We start from the raw sequence: 19,150 nt of genomic DNA, 5'->3' as shown, positions 1-19,150 counted from the left end.
GTCTGGGGGCGCATGAACCGCAGATCGCGTCATCTGAAGTTGTTGAAGGTTTTGCTGGGACCGGTGTTGTTGATTCAGGGTTGGTGGGTCAGAAAACGCACTCCAGTATTACCAGAGCCTGTCAAACAGCCCTCCGGAACATGTGGCCGGGGTCCGGCGCTGAGCTTGTTGCTGGTTGGTGACTCTTCGGCGGCCGGTGTCGGGGCCAACACCGAAGCCGAAAGTTTGCTGGGTCAATTGATCACCAGGCTGAAACCACACCATACACTCAGCTACACCATGCTGGCAAAAACCGGACAGACCACAGCGGACGTCCTGGCGGAACTCGAACAAACAGTTGCCAAGCCCTATGATGTGGTGATCAGTGCGTTGGGCGTTAACGACGTCACTTCGCAGGTTCCTGTTGATCGTTGGCTGCAGCAACAACAAAAACTGATCGCCTGCCTGCAGGGAAAATTTACTGCCCGCCTGGTGATTCTGAGCGGTTTACCTCCGGTTGGAGAATTTCCGGCCTTGCCTTGGCCCCTGAATGCTTTTCTTGGGGCTTGTGCTGATCAATTGGATCATTGTCTGACACAAATGTGTGAAGAACATCGTGGTGTCTGTTTCCATTCACTGCGCGGATACCCTGATACGGCAACCGCGGCCACAGATGGATTTCATCCAGGGCCTGACGTGTACCGCCATTGGGCAGAGTATCTGGTAACCACCATCGGTGCACACCATCAGGCCGATTGATGCCCACTGAGGTCATGGGCCTGGTGCTATAATGAGCAACTCAGATCATATGCCAGATTACAGCCATGCTTAATCAGAAAACCATTGACGCGCTGGACGAATACAAAAAGCAGTTTCATCAGGCCAAACCATTCCGCTATGTGGTGGTTGATGATTTTTTTACCCCTGAATTCTGTGCACAGCTGTTGAAACAGTTTCCTGATTTCAATGATCAGGATGCCATTGATGAAAACCAGACCGTGGGTCGCAAAGCAGTGGTGCAACAAGTACCGGAGATTGGCCGCGCCTACCGTGATCTGGACCGGTTGGTGCAAAGTCAAGCCTTCATTAATCAGGTTGAACACATCACCGGTATCGAAGGTCTGCTGTATGACCCTCACTACATTGGAGGCGGTACCCACAACAACCTGAATGGACAGGAGCTGGATCCTCATGTGGACTTTACCCACCACCCGATCACCAGCCATCACCGGCGACTTAATTTGATTGTCTACCTCAATCGTCAGTGGTCGGCAGAATGGGGCGGACAGATTCAGTTTCATAAAAACCCAAGGCTGTCACCAGATGAGGATGAGATCATCAGTGTTTTGCCATTATTTAACCGGGCTGTGTTGTTTGAAACCCACAATCACTCCTGGCATGGATTTCCACCGATCAGTTTGCCAGAAGAGCACAAAAACCTGAGCCGGAAATCTTTTGCGTTGTATTATTACACCCATCAGCGTGCACAGCCGGTTGATCCACACTCCACGATTTATGTTGAGCGGCCACTTTCCGAGCGCTTTCAGACAGGCTTGAAATTGAATGCCAATGATGTGACTGAATTACAGCAAATGATTGGCCGTCGGGATCAACACCTGAAACGGCTATATACCACCATCACCGCTCAAACCAAAGAACTCAGCCGCATAAAAGCTGAAGTCATGCGGTTGAAAGCAGCAACCGGAACACCCGATAAACAGGCCCGGTTGTTACAGCGGCAAATGGAATTGCTGAGTTTTGATGAATCGCGGATGTTTCAACGCATTCAGGAACTGGAAAATTCAACATCCTGGCGAATCACCGCGCCATTGCGACAAATCAAACGCTGGTTCAGGCGTCGAGGCAGTCACTGATCAGCCACCTTCAGGTACTTTTGTGGTTCTCCCCAGCCATGTAAATCCAGGCTTTCAATGACGCCTTGCGGGTCTTGATTGAATTGAATCCTGACATCGATCATGCTGAACTTAAAGCGCTCATCACCGACATAAATCAGCGCTTGTCTGGGTTGCTTTTCTGCGGTGAAAAACAATTGATCATGAAGCAGTTTGATGACAATTTGACGGTCTGAACCGGTTTGTTGAAATGTACCGCTGAAGACCTTGAGCGCATCAGTGGTGATGGGTACCGGAAAATCGTATTCACGCATGGGTTGACTGGCATCCATCAAATGAATGGCCAGGTCTTCAACGTCGTTACGGCTGTTGTTGGTGATGGCAGCCACCACTTTACCGCGTTGCGGATCTACCATCAGCATAGAGCGAAAACCACCAGTACCCCCATTGTGCCAGTAAACCCCGTTTCGAACATGCCAGCCCAGACCAACCTTGAGTTGCTCCTGCTGGTAATGAATGGTTGTTGCCAGATCCATGGCTTTGCTCAGTTCCTCAGGTGGGTTCAGGTAAGCCACCCCATAGGCCAGTAAATCAGTGATTGAGCTGCGGATTGATCCGGCACCTGCCAGGGCCTGGAAATTCCACGGCGAGGTGCTGGTCTGGCCTGAGTAACCAATGGCCAAGTGCTCCTGCGGTACCTGATCAAGGGTCATGTATGTGGCCCTCAGGTTCAATGGTTTCAGAATGTGAGATTCAACCAACTGATTAAAACTGTGTCTGCCAATATTCGCCAGGGTTTCGCCAAGCAGGCCAACGGCCAGGTTGGAGTAGGCGTATCGATTTCCGGCGGAACCGGGCTGGATGGTCTGCAAAGCTTCAAGCATCAGTTGTCGGTCATAACTGCCGTATGGATCATCGCCAAACACCGGCATGTTGTTGGGTACCCTGGGTAGACCGGAAGTGTGGGTGCTGAGTTGTTTTAGCGTGATCGGCTGATCATTGGCATCACGTAATTGAACAAGTTCGGACCAATGTTGTTCAACAGGATCATCGATTGACAACTGACTTGAGGTGGCCATTCTGGCCAGCAACAGGCCAGTGAAGGTTTTGCTGATTGAACCGATCTCATACACCGTACCGGTGTCGGCTTGCCGTTCGTTTTCCAGGTCCTGCCAACCACTGACGTGGTAGTCGGTTAACCCCTGATCGTAGACTGCCAGCGCAATTGATGGATTGATTTGGTGGGTCACCCGCAGTTCAGCTTGTTGCTTGACTTCAGCAGGGATGAGGGCGTGGCTGCTGGCCACCCAAAATAACAACAAGACAGCGGTTTTCATGATCGTTCCAGATTGAAAAGACATTCATTATAGGCTTCTGCTGAGGATAGGGACAGTCTCAAAAGTCATCCATCGTTATACCGGGATACGTGACCAACAGCACTTATATTTTCGGGATTTATGATTAGAATGATTATGTGTATTTTTAATGACGAGAGGAGTGAATCGAATGAAAAAGCAATTGATATTGATGGTGGGTCTGTTGGGATCTTCTTTAACCGTTTCGGCAGAGCAATCACTGGATGAGGTGTTGGCGGAATACGTTGAAGCCCGTGGTGGTTTAGAAGCCATTGAAAACACCAAAACCATGAGAACCACCGGCAAAATGGTTATGGGACCTATGGAAGCACCTTTTTCTTTTACCTACAAAGCGCCAGATAAAGTCTATACCACTTTTGAGGTGCAGGGCATGAAAGGCATTCAGGCATATGATGGTGAAACCGGTTGGCAATTGATGCCATTCATGGGCAAGCCAGATCCGGTGCTGATGAGTGATGATGAGTTAAAACAAGTCAAAAACCAGGGCGAAATTGAAGGACCGTTGATCAATGCAGAAGCGAAAGGCACGACCCTTGAGTTGATTGGCAGCACCGAAATTGAAGGTACCCCGGTGATTGAAATCAAAGCCACCAAAAAAAATGGCGATGTGATACATGTGTTTCTGGATGAAGAATACAAACTTGAGGTCATGACCCGTGCCAAAGTCAGTGCCATGGGCCAGGAAGTTGAAGCAGAAACCTACTTCAGTGATTACAAAGAAGTGGGTGATCCGGCTTCACCGGTGGCTCACAGCATGGCTGTAAAGATCAATGGTAATATGATGCAAAACATGATTCTTGAGGTCATTGAATTCAATGTGGATGTCAGTGATGATTTGTTTGCCATGCCGGTTGCTGAGACTGCTCAGGATGCTGCTGAAGTCACAGACTGATACAGGACCTGAATCATGAAAAAATTTACCAGTATGATTTTGGCAGGCCTGCTTGTGCCTGCCATCAACGAGGCCAAACCGGTCAAAGTTGATTCCTATACATTTGGCGGATTGCAGGCCCGCTCCATAGGTCCGGCAGTGATGAGTGGGCGGATTTCAGCACTTGATGCAACCCATGGTGATGTGCCGGTGATTTATGTTGGCACCGCCAGTGGTGGTTTATGGAAGTCCAAAGACGGTGGTATCGGATTTGAAGCGATCTTCGATGAGCACAATCAATCCATAGGTGCCGTTCAGGTGGATGACAACAATCCGGAGCTGGTCTGGGTCGGCACCGGGGAATCATGGGTACGCAATACCGTTTCCGTCGGTGATGGTGTTTACCTGTCCAAAGACGGTGGAGATCAGTGGCAGCACCTGGGTTTGCAAACCACAGAACGCATTGCGGCCATTGAGGTCAGTAGCCAGTCCAGTGACACGGCATTTGTGTGTGCCACTGGCGCGTTGTGGAATGACTCGGCCGAGCGGGGGGTGTACCGCACCACCGATCAGGGTTCCAGCTGGGAAAAAGTGCTCTATCTTGATGAGCGTACTGGTTGTTCAGATTTGGTGATGGATCCCAATAACCCCAACATCATTTATGCGGGCATGTGGGAATTCCGCCGTTATCCTGATTATTTCACTTCAGGTGGAAAAGGCAGTGGTTTGTATCGTTCGGTTGACGGAGGTGACAGTTGGCAGGAAATGACCAATGGTTTGCCTGCGTCGGAAAAAGGCCGCATTGCGCTGGCCATTGCCGATTCACAAAGCACCACCGTGTATGCGACGGTGGAGTCTGAAAACACCGCTTTGTACCGATCTGATGACATGGGTAAAAACTGGCAGCGAAAGTCTGATGCCGGCATGGTCCAGATGCGGCCTTTCTACTTTGGAGAATTGCAGGTTGATCCGGCAGATCCTGAACGGGTGTATAAACCCAGTTTCATCACCGTGACCAGTGTCGATGGTGGTGAGACCTTCAGCTCAATGTTTTCAGGTGGATTCAGCATCCCTGTCCACCCCGATCATCACGCATTGTGGATCAACAAAGACAACCCCAATCAATTGGTTTTGGGCACCGATGGCGGCGTGTATATCAGTTACAACAAAGGCGGAAACTGGCGCATGGTGGGCACCCTACCGGTGAGTCAGTTTTATCATGTATCACACGACGATCAGTGGCCTTATCATGTGTATGGGGGTCTGCAGGACAATGGTTCCTGGGAAGGGCCTTCGCGGGCACCAGGTGGCATCAAACCAGGAGACTGGAACTCCATTGGTATGGGGGATGGTTTCTGGGCTTTTGTCGACAAACATGATCATAACATCATCTATTCAGAATACCAGGGTGGCAAATTACTGCGATTGAACCGCACTGTTGGTGAATTGAAAAACATACCGCCGGTGGCGCAGGGTGAGGAAGAAGACCTGAGGTTTAACTGGAACACGCCATTGCTGGTCAGTGAAGCCAAACCAGGCACCATTTATTATGGGTCACAGTACCTGCATCGTTCCACAGACCGGGGTGAGTCATGGCAAACCATATCTCCTGATCTGACCACCGATGATGATAAGAGACAGCGCCAGGCGACCACAGGTGGTCTGACCATAGACAACTCAACCGCAGAAAACAACGCCACGATTTATACCATTGCGGAATCATTACTTGATCCAGATTTGTTGTGGGTGGGTTCTGATGACGGTTTGATTCACCTCAGCAGAAATGGTGGTGATCAATGGCAAAATGTGGGTAAAAACATCAAAGGGGTGCCCAAAGGAACGTGGGTTTCGCGCATCACAGCGGGCTTTCACAATGCCGGCACAGCTTTTGTTACTTTTGATGGTCACCGCAGCGGTGATATGAAAACCCATACTTACCGCACCGACGACTATGGCCACAGCTGGCAACGGCTGGCTGCTGAGGATTTGGGATATGCCTGGGTGTTGAAACAAGATCGGGTCAACCCAGACTTGTTGTTTTTGGGAACCGAGATGGGTTTGTATATCAGCATGGATGGTGGCGCAAACTGGGCCAGATTCAAGGAGAATCTACCCAAAGTGGCGGTTCATGATTTGGTGATTCATCCCACTGAGCATGATGTCATCCTGGCGACCCATGGCCGTGGGGTGTATATCATCGATGACATCTCTCCCCTGCGAGCACTGACCCGGGAAAAGCTGACTGAAAATGTGGTGATGCTGCCTTCCAGACCATCGGTCATGGTAGAAGGTGCGGCATTGCAAAGCTTTTCCGGAGGTGATGATTTCATTGGTGACAATCCTTCAGAGGTGGCAGTGATTTCTTATTACCTTAAAAAACGTCACATGTTCGGTGACATGAAAATCAATATCCTCGATGAAAATGATGAAATCATCACCACATTGGTTGCAGGTAAACGGCGTGGGATCAACCGGGTGGACTGGCCGATGCGGCTGAAAGCGCCTAAGTTTCCACCTTCGACTTCTCTGGTCCCGGGTTTTGTCGGCCCCAGGGTGGCTGAGGGTACCTATAAAGTGGAGTTGATTAAAGGTAAAAAGACCTATTATTCAACGGTTGAATTGGTGCCTGACCCACGTTCTGAGCACAGCAGAGAGGATCGCCTGGCCCAGCAGAAACTGTCCATGCAATTGTATGATGCCATCAATGACCTGACTTTCAGGCTCAGCCAACTCAAAGATGTGGTCACTCAACTGGATGAGCGGTCTGACCTGAGTCGCTCAGCAGAGAAAAAGGCCGAACAGTTTGAACAGGCGTACAACGATCTGAATGCCCGGTTCACCGCCACCAAAAAAGGCATGATCACCGGTGAATCAAAGTTGCGTGAGCAATTGGGTACGCTTTTTGGCAATGTGGTGGGCTACTCGGGCCGTCCCAGCCAGACACAATACCAACAAGCCGAAGAATTGATTGCGGAAGTTTCCGTGGCCCTGGATGCCGGTCAGGCGCTGCTGGACAAGCAATTATCTGGGCTCAATAAAGCACTGGGCGATGAAGCGGCCATCCAGTTGCTCGACCGGGCCACCTGGGACGAGAAGAATGGTTTGGGCCTGGCTACTCCGCCAGTCAACAAAGCTTGGCTGGTGAATGGTGCCCACATTCATCACTGATGCAGTGTTGTGATTTAACTTTAAAAAGGGGCTGGTTTCTGGCCCCCACTGGGCTGTGAACATTCAATCTGCTCAGGCTCATCATGCACTTGCTTTGAGCGACCTGGCGATGCGTTCGAAAGCCCATTGGGGCTACGATCAGACCTTTTTGCAACAGGTCAAAGATGAGCTCACTTACCATCCGGAAGATTGCCTGAACCATCCCACTTTTGTGGCCACTGAAGGTGATCAGCTGCTGGGTTTTTATCAGCTGATCAGGTTGGTTGATCAGCGCTATGAATTGGAAGCCATGTTTGTTGAACCCGCTCATATGGGACAGGGCATTGGCCGGCAACTGTTTCAGCATTTGGCCCGGCTTTGTGTAACACTGGGGGTGAGTGAAGTGGTCATTCAAGCGGATCCGTATGCCGAGGGTTTTTACCTCAATGAGGGATGCGTTCGGGTGGGTAGCAGACCATCTGGCAGCATACCAGGGCGGGAACTGCCGGTACTCTTGTTCAAAGTGCCTTCAGCAAATATTTGATCGCTGCGGCCAGCACATTGTCTTCTGCAGATTCATCGGGTAGCACCGTCAAATCGGGCTTGACCTGTTCCCTTGGTGTGCCATCAACGCGCCGCAATTGTTCAACAGGCATTTGAAAACCGTAACTGAGGTGAGTGATGTCAAAGCCTTGAACTGCGCCCAGTAATCCAGCCATTTTGGTTCCTGCCACAGTGGCCCTGCCCATCCCCTGAAGCCCGATGGCCAGCCCTTCTCCCATGCTGCCGGTCCAGTGATTGACCAGCACCACCATGGGTTTGTCATAGTGCCTGCCTCTGGGTTCAACCTGCTCAATCCAGCGGCGTGGAATTCCGGGCTGCTCATCGTATTGTTCAATGAAGCGGTGTACTTGATACGGTTGTGTCTGGCTGATCAGACGGCTCATGATGGCCCGGGCGATGTAACTGTCGCCACCGCCAATGGTGTTGCGTAAATCAAGCACCATTCCCCGGGTGTGTTGCAGTTCATCAATGGCCTGGTCAAACGCGCTGATCAGTTGGTTGTTGCCGAGGGAGTTGTTCACTGTGATGATGCCCAGGTTCTGTTCCGTACGGCTGGTCAGTAAATCAGGTTGGTCAGCGGTTTTGAATTGGTTCAGGTCAAAACGGAGTAGCTTGTTTGTTGTGGCAAAAACCACCTTTCTGGGTTGGTGGTAAATACCGGCGAGTGTTTTGTTGATGATCCATTCCTGATGTTTGCGTTTGGTTTTATCCAGACAACGGGTGGGGAAGGCTTCGATCACGGCTTCAGGTGACTGCTCATTGATGCTCACTAACCGGGCTCCGACGGGGAGACTTTCAGGCTGACTCAATTGGTTTTTATGGTAGTCACTGAGCAGGAATTCACCACCGTTGTTTTTGCTCACCACAATAGGGCCGTAAAGGCGGTAAGAATCACGGGTGTTGGCTTGCAGGTGCATGTGGTTGTCTGCAAATTCCAGCATCAGTTGTTCCAGGTGAGTCATCAATTGCCCGCTTGTCTCAAGGTGTCCGGTTTGGCGGTAAACCCTGGACAGACATGCCATATCGATGCCTTGTTCATCCAGATAGGCATGATGGCTTTGTATTTGTGCCAGGACGTGGTTAACTGCTGCCTGATGATTGGCCTGTGCTGTTTGCATGTTGATGAGCAATATAGACAGCAAAGTGAATGGGTTTTTCATTACAGGTACTCCAGTGAAAATCCCATCATAAACAGCTCATCAACAACTGTCTTGTATGAAATTGCAGTTCAGCTGAGCCAGGGTTTGCGGAAGCTGGCCGGAGTGAGACCGGTGAGTTTTTTAAAATGGCGGTGAAAATGAGCGGCATCGTAAAAGCCGCATTGCAGGGCCACGTCAGTGATTGGAACACCCTGACGCAACAATTGCTGGCTGCTGAGGATGCGCTGATTGATGACAAACTGCAATGGTGTCATGCCGGTTTCTGCTTTACACAAGCGAATCAGTTTAAAGGAACTGATCCCGGTTTGTCTGGCGGTTTCTGCAAGCTTGAATGGCTGATCAATGGTTTCTTGCAAGTGGTCCGTTAGCCAGGAGTGATCAGCTACCCGGACAGGTTCATGCAGCTGTTCGGTGAGTAATTGATCCAGCAGCTTAATGATTTGGTGAGCGCTGATGGAGCGGCCTGTTTGACTGTGATGTTTGATTTCTTGCAAGAGTGAGCTTGCCCCGGTGTTGTGCAGCACATGGGCAAAGCGTGGGGCGATTCCGTTGTTGCGGTGACTGAATAAATCAGGAGAGACATACAGGGTGAAAAAACTGTGACCCATTGGCTGATCACAAATGGTGGTATGGATCTCATCGGGGTGGGTAATGATCAGGGCATCCGGCCAAGCGCACAGACAATGGCCATTGATTTGGTTTTTAAACAGTCCCGACTCATTCAAAGTGATCTGAAATGTTTCATGACTGTGAGGTGCAAAACTGTTCTGGTACTGTTCAGCCTGCAATGCGGTGAGCCCATCGAGCATAGGAAAACGCTGATAAGTGGCTGAACCGTTGTGCTTCATGGGCGATTTTGATCAATACTCCAAAGCATCAAATTCCTCGATATTTCTGAGCAGTAACAGGGTGCTTTTTTCAATGTTTTCGCGGTTATTCGCGTCGGCCAGTTGACGCATGGAATCGGTGATGGCAATCCACCAGCGCATGTGGCCGGCACTCAGCTGAGCAGCCACCGGGACCAAATCCCTGACCAGCGCCAGTGAGTGAATACAGGTTTGTTTCAGACAAACCATGCTCTCCAAATCCAGTTGCTGTGATTCTACCTGCTCAATGAAACGGCGAATAACATGGGGGTCTTTTTCTAAGGCCACTGAAGGCATCGGTTCGGCGTGTTTGTCGAGAAAGCCAATATCCAGATAAGATAAAAAGCTGCGCAAAGAACCCCGTAAGGACAACCACAACTCATTCTTGCGCTGCATTTCACGGCTTTTTTGAAAATAAGATAACAGCCCAATCCAGAAAAATCCCTCCAGACAAAACCCAATCAGCTCCGGTACCAAATTGTCACGAAAAGCAAATTCGGTGTTTTGCGCCATGAAATACTGAAACAAGAAAAAAGCGGCCAGTCCGAAGACAGCCATTGGTGCATACATCAGGTATTTATTCATCATCGGCTCCCTGAACATAGGCTTTGACCACTTTGACAATTTTTTTGGCCTCAGCACCAGTCAGGTTCAACGGCAAGCCTTGCAGATAGACAATCAAGTCTTCACGCAATGGAATCGGAATGATGTCGTCCTGAGTACCGGCATGGTGCAGGGCAATCGATTCAAGGGCTTTTTGTTCTTCCAAATCTCTTTTTTGAACTTGTTTGACAGGAGCCATATTGGAACCTGTTGAGGTGAAAGCTTCGGGGTTATTCAGCCAGTCAAAGTAGTCAGCAAGGGCAGATTTGAGCCGTGAGTTGTAAAGATTCATGGCTTCTTCGCGAATTGAACTGTCTTCCATTTTGTGTATGCGTGAGCACAATTCATCAACATCCAGCATCCGCAGGTTGATGCGTTCTTCAGCAGTGACGTGATCCAACAGTTTTTCTGCGGCGGTTTTTCGGCTGCGGGCCACCCCTGGGTTCATGATGCCGGTTACAGCAGCCTCTTTGAGAAAGTCCAGTAAGCCGTTCTTGCTGTAATTTTGCTCCGCCATATTCACGTCCGCCTAAAAAAGATCGATTATAATCATTACGAACCAGCAACACAAAAGTTAACGAAATGATTAAAAATACCTCACAAATCTTGTTTTTATTGATGATGACTTGTACGGCGCTGGCCGCTGATCGGGTCACTGGTCGCGATTTTGCTACCCGTTCACCGGTTTTGGCCACTCAGGCCATGGCCGCCACCTCACAGCCTTTGGCCACCCAAGTGGCCCTGGATGTGATGAAAAAAGGGGGCAACGCCGTGGATGCGGCGATTGCCGCCAATGCCATGCTCGGACTTGTGGAGCCCACCGGAAATGGTATAGGCGGTGATCTATTTGCCATTGTCTGGGATGCCAGGAGCCAAAAGCTGTATGGCCTGAATGGCTCAGGCCGATCGCCCAAATCCCTGAGCAGGCAGTGGTTCCTGGATAATGGATACGAAAAAATCCCTTCCCATGGTCCCTTACCGGTATCGGTACCTGGTACGGTTGATGGTTGGTTCATGTTGCATGACCGGTTTGGCCAGCTACCAATGAAAGCTGTGCTGCAGCCAACCATTGACTATGCTGAACAAGGCTTCCCTGTATCCCAATTGATTGCTTATTACTGGAACCGGTCAGTACCTATTCTCAGCCAATGGCCTGGATTTACTGAGCAATTTACCCTCAATGGACAGGCCCCAAAAGAGGGTGAGATATGGAGAAACCCCCATCTTGCGAAGACCCTGAAAAAGTTGGTAAAAGGTGGCAGAGATGCATTTTATACCGGGAAAATGGCCCGCACCATTGCAGAATATATGCAGGCCAATGGTGGTTTTTTGAGTTATGAAGACCTTGCCACCCATCGTGGTGAGTGGGTGGAGCCGGTGAGCACCAATTACCGTGGCTATGATGTTTGGGAGTTACCTCCCAATGGCCAGGGCATCGCTGCGCTGCAGATACTCAACATCATGGAACAGTTTGACCTGAGCGGCATGCAACACGACTCTGCCGAATATGTCCACCTGTTCACTGAAGCCAAAAAGCTGGTATTCGAAGACCGTGCTAAATACTATGCAGATCCGGCATTCAACGACATTCCCGTTGCTGATCTGATAGCCAAACCTTATGCCAGGTCACGGGCTAAGTTGATTGATCTGAAGAAAGCCGGCAAACACTATCCGGCCGGGAATCCGGCACTCAGTCATGGTGACACCATTTACCTGACCACCGCAGATGCGGCCGGCAACATGGTCTCATTGATTCAAAGTAATTACCGCGGCATGGGCTCTGGTATGACGCCGCCAGGGTTGGGTTTTATCCTGCAGGACCGCGGTGAAATGTTCTCCCTGGAAGCGGGTCATTTCAATGTGTTTGAAGGTGGCAAGAGGCCGTTTCACACCATCATTCCTGCGTTCATAACCAAACAAGGCGAGCCATTCATGAGTTTTGGTTTGATGGGTGGTGCCATGCAACCACAGGGTCATGCTCAGATTGTCATCAATATGGTTGATTTTGGTATGGATGTACAGGCTGCTGGTGATGCACCCCGCATCCACCACACTGGTTCATCGGAGCCAACCGATGAAATAATGACCGATGGCGGAATCCTTAATCTGGAAACCGGCTTTCCTTATGAAACGATCAGGTCACTGATGCGGATGGGGCACAAGATACAATTTGCCAATGGACCTTATGGCGGGTATCAGGCCATCATGAAAGCCCCCAACGGGGTTTATTGGGGGGCATCAGAATCCCGCAAGGATGGTCAGGCCGCAGGCTATTGAATCCGCTGTTTTTCAGTCCAATACCCCTTAAAACCTCAGTCATTCAGCCAGGCTTGAATGGTTGTGGTGCTCAATCAGGTACAAAATCGTGGTCAATTTTTCAGAACTTGGTTATAATGACACAACCAAGGCATCAGACCGGAGCCCAAACGGGCATTGTTCTGATGCAGGTGTTCATCAACAAAAGGATTGATTGATATGAAAAAAATCATTACAACGGTCAGTGCAATGACATTGACCATCCCAGCGGGACAAACCCAGGCCGACGACAACAGCCCGGCGCCCATTATGCAGAACAGTGCTGAATGGGTCTATGCCAATGACAGCCATTTTCGAGGTTCAGGATTTGTCGATATCACGGCAAATAAATCGGTGTTTCTCTCGGCCGACAATGACAACAGTGGCGACATCACCCTGGGTGATGAATTGCATTACACTGTCGAAGTCATCAACAACGAGACCTCCAGTGTATCCGGCATGTTCGTGCTGGATGTATTGCCCTCTGAGCTGGAATTAAACCTCGGTACAGTTGGTGTGACCCAGGGACTTGTGATCAATGGCAACATGGCAGGTGACAGCCAGGACTTTGTGTACGTCAACCTGGGCAGCATTGCTCCAGAGTGGTTTGCCTTTGTTGAATTTGATGTGACTGTCACGGAATTGGATCCGGGCCTGAACATCATCTCTAATCAGGCCGAGATTTATGGTCCTTCAGGTAGCTTCTTTCTGTCCGATGATCCGAGCACCGCAGGCTTTGATTCTACTGATGTGGAAGCCTTTGGTGACTTGCCAAACCTGATTTTTGCCGATGGCTTTGACCGTCCCCCCAGCGGCGGGTTCTGATTGATCCTTCCCAACTGTGGAACGTTATGATGCCACCAACCCATACCATGCCTGGTACGAGCACTGGCATCGCTATCATTGGGTGTGCCAATTCATCAAAGACAAAGTGGTGGCAGATCTGGCTTGTGGGGAGGGCTATGGCAGCGCTTTGATGGCGGCGGTGGCCAGCGAGGTCACCGGGATGGATATGGACGCGGCTGTGGTGGCGCAAGCCCGGGCCAAATACCACGGCAGAGCAAACCTGAGACTTATCGCGGGGGATATCCTCAACACAGGTTTGTCATCAGCATCAATGGATGTTCTGGTGTCATTTGAAACCCTGGAACACCTGACTGACCATGAAAACCTGTTGGTTGAATTCAAGCGCCTGTTAAAAACAGATGGCGTGCTGGTGATGTCCACACCTGACAAAGCAGTTTATTCAGGACACGAGGCACATAATGAGTTCCATGTGAGGGAGCTGGAAGCGAAAGAATTCAAAAATTTCATTCAACAACATTTCGCACACAGCCTTTTTTATGGGCAGCAACTGACCACCAATTCGACATTGATGCGTTTGGATGACGAGACCACAGATGCTCAATTGATCCATGCTGCGCAAGGTCATGAACAGTCACTGATCAGCCAAACAGGGGCTCCGACTTACCTGATCGCCGTGGCCAGCGATGCTGCTGAATCACTGCGGGCCTTTGAACAATCAACTCCAAACAGCGTGTTTAATGAGGCTGATAATCACTTGTTCAATCATTATGAACAGCAGATCAAAACCCTGATAGCCACAGATCAACGGGTCGCTGCGCTGGAGTTGCAGCTCAAAAAACAAACCCTGTTGATTCATCAGTTACAAGCCCGTCTGGGTCTGTAATAAAACCTTAAAAACCAAGAGCAGCCAGCCATTCGGTCAAGTGGTCTTCCAGCCAGAAGTGTTCATCCACCCATGTTTTCATGTTCATACCAGCCTTCTGGCGGGCTTCCTGGTGATTTGCCCACTCAACGATTTGTTTGCTCCAGAGTGTCGGTTCATTGGGTAGGCAGACAGCAGGAGAATGTTGATAAGCGACCAGATCTGAAGCCACAACAGGTAAACCCAGGGCGCCGTATTCAATCAGTTTCAACTGACTCTTGGCCTGGTTAAAGGGGTTGTCAACCAATGGAGCAATGGCCATGTCCAGTTGTAATTGTTGTAGTTGTTCAGGGTATTCGGCCAAAGGCACAGGAGGATGAAATTCAATGTCAGTATCAGTCAGTCCCTTTGGCTGGTCACCAAAAAACACCCACTGACAAACATCCCTGGTTTGTTCAATTACAGGCACCAGCCACTGCAGGTCAGCCTCATGTTGACCGGCACCAGCCCACCCAATACGGGGTTTCGGGTTATGGCTGTATTTTGGGCCCATGGGCCAGATGTTTTTTGACAAGCGATTGGCAATGACCCTGATGTCGTGATGTAAATGGGCATATTCATTGGCCAGAAACCGGGTGCTTGTCACCACCAAGTCAGCCAGAGAAAAGGCCTGTCTCAGGCGTTCAGCCATGTCATCCGGTGATTGTTCGGCAAAGGGGTTGTAATCGGGTATGTCGGTCATTAAGTCATCGATGTCCAGTACCACCCTGATGTTCAGTTGCTTTTTGAATTGTTTCAGTGCGGCCAGCCGGGCATCAGAATAATAGTGCTGAATATACAGAACGTCAGGCTGTAACCGGTGTAATTCATAAGGGGTGGGCAGATGTTGCTGACTGGCAATCGGCAGAAAGTGCACACTGATGTGGTTGGCGGCAGCCAATGCAGTCAGTGGAGCGGTGACCCGGTAAAAACCGCTGGCCCAGTGGTCATGGGCAAAAGCCACTACCCTGGGCAGGTTTTTTGGTGTTTTGAATGAGGTGATCAGATGATCAGGTTCAGCCAGTCGACGGGTACTGAATGCGGCAGGATAATGGCTGAGTGGCAGACGGTGTTGGTTCAGCTCAGTCAAAGTTTGTCTTTGTTGGCCCAATGAACTGATGGGGGCTGATAAATCCAGTGCGGGAGTGCCCTGTTTGTAAAGTCCTTTGATTTCAATAACGCCTGCCTTCATTTGCCCTTGCTGCAAAGCCAATGAGCAGCGCAATGCGTTGTAGTGCATTTCTTTGCTGTTCAATAGGGGCCTGATTTGCTGCCAGGCTTGCAGCTTATACACCACACAATCATCATCTATCAGTTCGTGTTCCCAGGCTTGAAATGGCTTGTCAAAACGCCGGTCTCTGATTTGTCCGGGACTGACAAAATAAGGTGCGCCACCTTGCTTGTTGGCAATCAGGTAGTCACCATGACGGTCTTTGGCCAATGCCATTGACACCACATCCAGTTCGGTATTAAGCAAACTGATCAACAATTTTTCAAGACAATCCGGGTGCCGGCAACGGACGTTGTCTCTGAGGTACATCACGTGGGTATAACCGGAGTCTTCTGCTGCCGGGTTGTACGGATTTTCCGCAAGGGCGTTCAAACTGATGAGCTCGCACCACGGTTGCGCCAGCAGGGTTTGTTGTCGCAGGTGATCAAGCCACAGCTTGGTTTGCTGAGGATCACGATGGCACTCAGTGACCACCCGTAATTTCAGTTTTCTTTGTAGATAGACTTTGCGCCAATGAGACAAGCTTACAGACTGGTTAGATTCCTGTGCTGATCGGGTTTTCCAGTTGTTAACCCACCAGGTGTCTGGCATGGCATAACTGTAATATGGAAAGTGACTGATGCGACCGGGCTGTTGCTGATGAGTCAATCGCAGACAGTCTGCCACACTCCAGTCAGTCTGTTTGGGTGATTGGCTGAGGCAGGTCTTCAGAGCGCTGCCCCGTGCCAGTATACAGCCAATGGCCTCGTATCTGGTCAGGTGATTTTGCCATGAATATAAACCGGCAAACTGTGGAGCGTAGAACTGTTCTTGTTGATCGAACAGGGCAAAATCTGCAGTACTTAACAGGCTGGATTGTCGGGCAAAACAACTGACCCAGTTGCCCAAATTCTCATTGGTTTTGTGACCACTTTCAATGACCAGGACAGGGGATTGTGCGTCCAGCGAATCCACGTGAGCGGGTTGGATGAATTCAGGTGATTTGAGTTGATTGGATAACCATTGTCTGGTCTGTTGACGGGCTGTTGAGTCAGAGCCAAGGATCAGGCAGCGTAAACCCTCTGGGGCATCCTGCCAATCGGCAGCGGCTTCCAGTGTACGTGGTGCATTCAACCACTCAGACATCTGTTGATACGCGCTGTTGGCCGGTGGCTTCAGGCAATAGCCACGGTCTGTTGCGGAGAGTGTTTGACCATTGTGGGTGGTTTTATCAGGGGTGTGTTTATGGTAATTGGCGGTGATCACTGCCACCTTGTCTGGTTGGCTGTCCCGGTACTCAATGGTTCGGTCAGCATGATCTGGGAGGTTTTCGTTGACCCATTTGCCGATGGTGTTTTGCAGGGCATGCAGATCACCAGGCGGATACAACAGGCCGTGCACGCCCGGATTGACTCGCTGCCCCAAAGCCCCCACATCCGGGGCGATGACCGGTGTACCATGCAACATGGCTTCAGTGAGTGTGATGCCATAAGTTTCAGGGATCTGGCCGGTGAAAATCACCAGATCAATGGAGCTCAGCAATTCACCCAATTGAGAGGTCTCATAGGAGCCATGACATCGAATGTTCAAAGTTTTCAAGGCTTGTTTATACCTCGGATCAATGCCTCCAATGACATGCCATTCGAAGTCCCTTGAACCCATCAATTGGCACAGCTGCAGGAATGTCCCGGCACCTTTTAAAGAGCCAAACTGGCCCAAAAAAGCCAGCTTCACCGGGTGTTGAGTGATTGCTCTGAGTGGCTGTGAATGGTTGGGGTAGAAACAAGGATCCAGCACTTGTGACCGGTTTTTGATGGCTGGGTATTTTTTCAGATAGCTGTTCAGCAGGTATACACTGGGAAAATACAGCTTTTTGGCACCCTCAACAATTCGTTGGTAAAGCCGTTCTCTGAGGGCCATAAAGTCTTCTGTGTCGAGAGCGGCTTTCTGGGTTTTTTGCCTGATGCATCGTTTACAGTCCAAAACATCGGGTTGCCAATGTGTTTTTCCACAATAGACTTCCTGTCCATCAACGGTGTTACTGAGACTGAAAATCTGGCACAGGCCGGTGTGGTCATGAAAGAAAAACCAATAGGGGATATCGAGCTGATGGCACAGCAGAGGCCACAACATGGTGCCCACACCAACCAAAGAATGAAAGTGAACACCGGCATAACCACCCGCGGCTATCAGTTGGACGAACCGTTGGTCGTGCAAGTCATGCCAGGGATCAGCCGGAAAATTAAAAACCACATGATTGGCCAGGCTTTTCGGCATGGGGTGGACAATGACATGAATCCGCTTTTGGGCAAATTGTTGTTGCAGAGCGTCGCTCAACTGGTAGGGCACCAGTACGGAGTGTATCAAGCTGTCATCCATTCTGAGTAACAACTGGCGGGTGAATTGTTCTACCCCGCCTTTGTTTTCCAAACCGTGTACCACGTGCAGCAGGTGCTTACCTGGGTGACGATGATTGTGTAGATAGGCATCAATCAGACTGGCCGGGTTAAAAGCCATGAAACGGGCCACTTCAGCCTGGTAATCAGGCCACCTCAAGTCCAGCAGCAGTTGATGTCTGGACTGCAGTGTGGATGCCTGACAGGAAAAACTGGCTGAACCCTGATGATACACAAAGGCAGCAGGTGCGCTGGCCACCTGGAGCCCGAGTTGACGAATCCGCATACTGTAATCACATTCTTCACCATAACCAGGGTGGTAATAGGGGTCAAATCCACCCAACTCCTCCAGTACCTGTTGTTTGAGCAGCAGGCAAAACCCCACAGCGGTGGGTAATGGGTACCATCGGCCCGAGAAAACCGATAAGTCCATTTTGGGATGGTGGTTTTGCAAGGAAAGCAACGTGGCGTTGTCAGACAAAGGGCAGACCGCGCCCACCCTGGAGTCACTGGCTATTTCCAGCAGTTCGTCCAACCATCCCGATGTCACCCGGGTGTCGGCATTGAGCAGCAGTAGATTCCCAGGTGAGTCATTCATGTGCTGATTGATGTTGTGCAGATAACCCTGGTTCTGCGGGCGGTGTATCACGGTCAGGTGAGGCCACTTGTCGGTCAGTTGATCGAGGTAAGGTTTCACCCGTTCATCGGTACTGGCATCATTCAGAAAGCACACAGGGTGCACATGTGGGGTGTTTTCCAATAATGCAAGACAGCATTGTTTCAATGCATCAAAGCCATTATACACCGGTACCACAATGGTGACCTGAGCAACGACGTATTGGCCGTTACTGGTGTTGAATTGACTCTGCCTGAGGGTTTTTTTCAGTTGGTTTTGAATTGAGTTCATGGTTCATTGGGTTGGCCAAATAAAGTCCTTTCATATGGGTGATCAGGTGCTGAATGACCGGACAGCAAGTCGCATCAGCGGGCATTGTGCTTGCAAAACACTAATAATCCATATATATCAATAACATAAAGAGTTTTCTTAAAATAAAACTAAAAAAACTTAGTTTATTTCTTGCATTAAGAAGAAGGCGTATGTTATTGTTTAACATAACAAAT

14 protein-coding genes are annotated in these 19,150 nt (G+C 50.0%); 8 read left to right on the top strand and 6 right to left on the bottom strand.

Annotated features, from left to right (window positions below; translation table 11 throughout):
• Nucleotides 1-12 precede the first annotated feature (12 nt).
• Nucleotides 13-738 (top strand): SGNH/GDSL hydrolase family protein, encoded by a 726-nt coding sequence (locus B0475_RS11040; protein ID WP_077411917.1) that lies wholly within the window; start codon nt 13-15, stop codon nt 736-738.
• 65 nt (nt 739-803) lie between these two features.
• Nucleotides 804-1,853 carry a 2OG-Fe(II) oxygenase gene (locus tag B0475_RS11035; RefSeq protein WP_077411916.1) on the top strand — a complete coding sequence of 350 codons (1,050 nt, stop codon included), beginning with the start codon at nt 804-806 and terminating at the stop codon, nt 1,851-1,853.
• Here B0475_RS11035 and B0475_RS11030 read toward each other — a convergent pair.
• Complete coding sequence (locus B0475_RS11030) at nt 1,847-3,169, bottom strand: serine hydrolase domain-containing protein (RefSeq protein WP_157892879.1); 1,323 nt, start codon at nt 3,167-3,169, stop codon at nt 1,847-1,849. The genes B0475_RS11035 and B0475_RS11030 overlap by 7 nt on opposite strands.
• A 169-nt stretch (nt 3,170-3,338) precedes the next feature.
• On the opposite strand from B0475_RS11030, the gene B0475_RS11025 reads away from it, so the two are divergent.
• The 3 genes from B0475_RS11025 to B0475_RS11015 are packed head-to-tail and all read left to right on the top strand — an operon-like array spanning nt 3,339 to nt 7,770.
• A complete protein-coding gene (locus tag B0475_RS11025) occupies nt 3,339-4,100 on the top strand; it encodes a LolA-like protein (protein WP_077411914.1) in 762 nt (253 codons plus the stop codon).
• A gap of 15 nt (nt 4,101-4,115) precedes the next feature.
• Nucleotides 4,116-7,247: a VPS10 domain-containing protein gene (locus B0475_RS11020; protein ID WP_077411913.1), complete on the top strand. Its 3,132-nt coding sequence runs from the start codon at nt 4,116-4,118 to the stop codon at nt 7,245-7,247.
• 55 nt (nt 7,248-7,302) lie between these two features.
• Nucleotides 7,303-7,770, top strand: coding sequence for a GNAT family N-acetyltransferase (locus B0475_RS11015; RefSeq protein ID WP_077411912.1), 468 nt, complete (start codon nt 7,303-7,305; stop codon nt 7,768-7,770).
• On the opposite strand, the gene B0475_RS11010 is transcribed toward B0475_RS11015, so the two are convergent.
• From B0475_RS11010 to B0475_RS10995, 4 genes are all read right to left on the bottom strand, one after another.
• Nucleotides 7,745-8,950: a S41 family peptidase gene (locus tag B0475_RS11010; protein WP_077411911.1), complete on the bottom strand. Its 1,206-nt coding sequence runs from the start codon at nt 8,948-8,950 to the stop codon at nt 7,745-7,747. The genes B0475_RS11015 and B0475_RS11010 overlap by 26 nt on opposite strands.
• Before the next feature lie 68 nt (nt 8,951-9,018).
• Complete coding sequence (locus tag B0475_RS11005) at nt 9,019-9,798, bottom strand: helix-turn-helix domain-containing protein (RefSeq protein WP_077411910.1); 780 nt, start codon at nt 9,796-9,798, stop codon at nt 9,019-9,021.
• Nucleotides 9,799-9,810: 12 nt separating this feature from the next.
• Nucleotides 9,811-10,404 (bottom strand): hypothetical protein, encoded by a 594-nt coding sequence (locus tag B0475_RS11000; RefSeq protein WP_157892878.1) that lies wholly within the window; start codon nt 10,402-10,404, stop codon nt 9,811-9,813.
• Nucleotides 10,394-10,936: a hypothetical protein gene (locus B0475_RS10995; RefSeq protein ID WP_077411908.1), complete on the bottom strand. Its 543-nt coding sequence runs from the start codon at nt 10,934-10,936 to the stop codon at nt 10,394-10,396. The genes B0475_RS11000 and B0475_RS10995 overlap by 11 nt, the downstream gene beginning before the upstream one ends.
• A gap of 65 nt (nt 10,937-11,001) precedes the next feature.
• Between B0475_RS10995 and ggt the strand changes: the two genes are divergently transcribed.
• The 3 genes from ggt (at nt 11,002) to B0475_RS10975 (ending at nt 14,404) form a co-directional block, all read left to right on the top strand.
• The gene (gene ggt / locus B0475_RS10990; protein WP_077411907.1) at nt 11,002-12,696 is read left to right on the top strand and encodes a gamma-glutamyltransferase; all 1,695 of its coding nucleotides are present in this window, start codon (nt 11,002-11,004) and stop codon (nt 12,694-12,696) included.
• Nucleotides 12,697-12,894: 198 nt separating this feature from the next.
• Complete coding sequence (locus B0475_RS10980) at nt 12,895-13,539, top strand: DUF11 domain-containing protein (protein ID WP_077411905.1); 645 nt, start codon at nt 12,895-12,897, stop codon at nt 13,537-13,539.
• 16 nt (nt 13,540-13,555) lie between these two features.
• The gene (locus B0475_RS10975) at nt 13,556-14,404 is read left to right on the top strand and encodes a class I SAM-dependent methyltransferase (protein ID WP_077411904.1); all 849 of its coding nucleotides are present in this window, start codon (nt 13,556-13,558) and stop codon (nt 14,402-14,404) included.
• A gap of 7 nt (nt 14,405-14,411) precedes the next feature.
• Here the strand turns inward: B0475_RS10975 and B0475_RS10970 are convergent, their stop codons facing one another.
• Nucleotides 14,412-18,935, bottom strand: a complete 4,524-nt coding sequence (locus tag B0475_RS10970) for a glycosyltransferase (protein WP_077411903.1) — start codon at nt 18,933-18,935, stop codon at nt 14,412-14,414.
• Nucleotides 18,936-19,150: the final 215 nt, after the last annotated feature.

Source organism: Marinicella sediminis (genome assembly GCF_002000055.1).
Classification (GTDB): domain Bacteria; phylum Pseudomonadota; class Gammaproteobacteria; order Xanthomonadales; family Marinicellaceae; genus Marinicella; species Marinicella sediminis.
This window is presented reverse-complemented; position numbering and strand designations above follow the sequence as displayed.